General features: G+C 49.6%; 3 protein-coding genes. All 3 read right to left on the reverse strand.

Annotated features, from left to right (window positions below; all coding sequences use genetic code 11):
* Positions 1-3 precede the first annotated feature (3 nt).
* From H8D24_00095 to htpG, 3 genes are read right to left on the reverse strand one after another with little or no spacing between them, the layout of a single operon-like run.
* Positions 4-246, reverse strand: a complete 243-nt coding sequence (locus H8D24_00095; GenBank protein MBC8518794.1) for a BolA/IbaG family iron-sulfur metabolism protein — start codon at positions 244-246, stop codon at positions 4-6.
* Positions 247-268: 22 nt separating this feature from the next.
* Positions 269-1,738: a D-alanyl-D-alanine carboxypeptidase/D-alanyl-D-alanine-endopeptidase gene (dacB, locus tag H8D24_00100; protein MBC8518795.1), complete on the reverse strand. Its 1,470-nt coding sequence runs from the start codon at positions 1,736-1,738 to the stop codon at positions 269-271.
* Between the two features lie 39 nt (positions 1,739-1,777).
* Positions 1,778-3,721, reverse strand: coding sequence for a molecular chaperone HtpG (htpG, locus tag H8D24_00105; GenBank protein ID MBC8518796.1), 1,944 nt, complete (start codon positions 3,719-3,721; stop codon positions 1,778-1,780).
* Positions 3,722-3,818 lie beyond the last annotated feature (97 nt).

Below are 3,818 nucleotides of genomic sequence, written 5' to 3' on the forward strand. Positions count from 1 at the left end.
TAGCTATTTTTCTACCTGTTCCCACTGTGCCGTAGTATAGGTTTTGATGGACAGCGCATGTAGCTCACCACTGGCTAGAACATCATTGACTGTTGCCATCACTGCACGCTGTTGTGCAAGTAGACCCTGCCCATCAAAGCTGTCACTGATGACGGTAGCCTCACAGCTGCAGCCATCACCCTCAAGCACTGCAGTTGCACCCGGGATTCCATCCTCTATTCTATTCTTTATCTCTGCCAACTCCATCAACTGTTCTCCTTGCCGTCACTCACTTATCTGCCCAATGGGCTGCTTTGAGCAGTATCCGATCAATCCGGTTTCTGATTTTTCTACTTCCAGAGGCGTAATTATTCACCAGGATTGAGAAGGTCAGCTCTCTCCCTTTTTTACTCTTCAGGTATCCGGCAATCCCACGAACGGATGAGAGTGTACCTGTCTTGCCCCAGACCCTGCCCTGCAGTGCAGTATCGTGGAAACGGTAACGCAGTGTTCCATCATGACCAGCCCTGGATAGTGACTTACGAAACACCCTGGATTGAGGATGGCTATCCATAAACCTCAACACCTTTACCAGATCTGCCGGTCTTAACAGATTGTAACGTGAGAGCCCAGACCCATCTACCTGGCTATACCGGTAAGGCTTGATCTTGCGCTTACCCATAAAACGTCTGACCTCATTGAGGCCACGCTCAACAGAACCAGGATTGACAACCTCTCCACTCTTGTTGCGCTTGATTCCAGTGGCTCGCAACAGATGTTCTGCTACCAGATTGATACTCCTCTTATTGGCGAGCGGCAGAATATTCTTCAACGGCGAGGAGTGGTGAGTCCAGACCAGACCACTATTTTCAGCTGTAGCACTGTTCTGATCACGATCAACTGCCTTGCCACCAACCTTGATACCTGCGCTCTCCAATGCCTCCTTGAAGAGAGTTGCTGTATAGGCAGTTGGATTATCCACAGTGACCTTGCCAGACATCTCCGGATTCCTGCGCATTTTTTTCGGGACCTCAACCACAAAGTTATTGGTGCCATGTTCACGACCAATCTGCACCTGTCGGCTCTCACCACTTCTCTTGATCTCGACGCTCATGTAGTCAGTATCAGGATAGAGGTGAATCTGGCTCTTCTTAAGACTCTGCTTGCGGTTCCTGTCAATCCGGTAACCTACGGTACCGCCATGAATTGTCAGACCTGATGACTGTGCCGAGAACGCATAGTTCTCATCATCCCAGGCCCATCCCTTACCCAGAGGCTCATCAATAAAAATATCGTCAATCCCGACAATATCTCCATCAATACGTTTCACCCCCTCCTTGACCATACGTTTGGCCCAGCTCTTGAGAAAACTGCGCCCTACCGCCCCCTCTGCGGTGCCAAGGGTTGGGTCACCACCGCCAATTATATGAATGTCACCACGAATCACCCCATTTAAGGGGATTGTCTTGTGCGGGAATTGGAGATGAGTAGTAAAGGTGTAATCGGACCCCAGCCGCTCCAGAGCAGTTGCCGTAGTAACAAGCTTGGCAACCGAGGCGGGGACAAAAGGGCTATCCCCATTACGTGAATAGAGCACCTTTCCTGTCTTACTCTCCTCAATCCTCACCCCCCAAATTGCAGCAGGGGTTTTGGGAGAATCAATGATGGCATCAATATCCGATACCACATCAGCAACTACCCCCTGCATCCACAACAGGGAGGCAAGGGGCAGGAAAACGGTGGATACTACTCTATGCATAGATTTGGGGACACATAACCAAATCATACGTACATACAGCTATCCTGCAAGTGTCTGCAACAGTCCGTTGAGACGGCGAGTAAAGCTGGCAGGGTCATCCAGCTGACTTCCCTCTGCGAGCATTGACTGATCAAACAGGATTCTGGTCCAGTCAGCAAAACGCTCATCATCCGTCTCATTCTGCAGGCGCTCGACCAGTGGATGCTGCACATTGATCTCCATTACACGCTTGGAGGATGGAGCTTCCTGTCCCATACTCTTCATGATGCGCTCCATATTGGCATCCATGGCACCGGCATTGGCCACCAGACATGCAGGTGAATCGGTAAGACGGTGGCTGACACGAATATCCTCAACCTCCTCTCCCAAAACACCCTTCATCTGATCAATAAGACTCTTGAAGCTCTCCTCTTCCTGCTTCTGCTCCTTCTTCTCCTTCTTGTCTTCCAGGTCACCCAGATCCAGATCACCCTGGGTTACTGATACCAGAGACTTGCCATCAAACTCGCGTAGATGGTTCACCACCCACTCATCGACATGATCACTAAGTAGTAGAACCTCAATCTCCTTCTTGCGGAAGACCTCTAAATGAGGGCTGTTTTTCGCTGCGTTATAGGTCTCTGCTGTGATGTAGTAGATCTTCTCCTGACCATCCTGCATCCGCTCAACGTAGGTCTCAAGCGACACATCCTGAGTAGCACTCTCACTGTTTGATGTAGCAAAACGACAGAGCTTGGCGATACGCTCCTGGTTGGAGGTATCCTCAATCAACCCCTCCTTAAACACCGCCCCAAACTCACTCCAGAACTTGGCGTACTCCTCTTCACCCTTCTTGACCACACCCTCAAGCATTCCCAGAACCTTCTTCACAGAGCCTTTGCTGATCTGATCCACCACCTTGCTGCTCTGCAACAACTCACGAGAAACGTTAAGAGGAAGATCATTAGAATCAATCACTCCCCGAATAAACCTCAAGTAAGTTGGCATTAGTTTTTCAGTGTCTTCCATAATGAAAACACGGCGCACATAGAGCTTGATACCATGAGAACGCTCACGGTCATTCAGATCAAATGGCGCCTTGGCAGGAAGATATAGTAGCTGGGTGTACTCAAGGTTTCCCTCTACCCGCGCATGAATCCACTCCATCGGATCCTGCCAGTCGTGCCCTACACTCTTGTAGAACTCCTTGTACTCATCCTCACTAATCTCGTTGCGGTTCATCGACCAGAGTGCGGTTGCCTTGTTTACCTGCTCCCACGGCTCCTGCTCTACCGTCTCTGCAGGCTCTGATGACTCATCTCCATCCTCCGCAGCAGGAGGCGGGGCATCATTTTCCATCATGATTGGCAGAGTAATATGCTCGGAGTATTTGTGTATCAGTGATTTGATCTTCCAGCTATCGAGAAACTCCTCCTCGTCGTCACGCAGATGTAGAGTAATGCGGGTGCCGCGACGCTCCTTGTCAATTGTCTCAAGAGTGTAATCACCCTCGCCTGATGACTCCCAACGCACACCGTGCTCGGTAGTAAGGCCGGCACGTCGTGTCTCTACCGTTACCTTGTCTGCAACAATAAAGGAGGAGTAGAAACCCACACCAAATTGGCCAATAAGATGTGAATCCTGCTTCTGGTCGCCAGTCAGCTTCTCGAAAAATGATTTGGTACCTGAGCGGGCGATGGTGCCAATATTCTCCATCACCTCCTGACGGTTCATACCGATACCGTTATCATCAATGGTCAGAGTCTTGGCATCCTTGTCCATGGTGATCTCGACCTTCAGATCAGGATCATTCTCAAATAGTGCATCATCGGACAGCCCCTCAAAACGTAGCTTGTCACAGGCATCTGCCCCATTGGATACTAGCTCACGCAGGAAGATCTCCTTGTTGCTATACAGTGAATTGATTACCAGTTTGAGCAGCTGTTTTACCTCAGCCTGAAACCCCATCGTCTCCTTGTGTGCTTCTTGTGTCTCTGTCGCCATCTCTCTATTTACTCCATCTCATTGTTTTTTAAATAATTACTTATAAATATCACAAACTACGCCCTCCCTTTATGGGGGCGTTAAACCAGTTTTCAAG

The organism is Candidatus Thiopontia autotrophica, from assembly GCA_014384675.1.
GTDB lineage: Bacteria > Pseudomonadota > Gammaproteobacteria.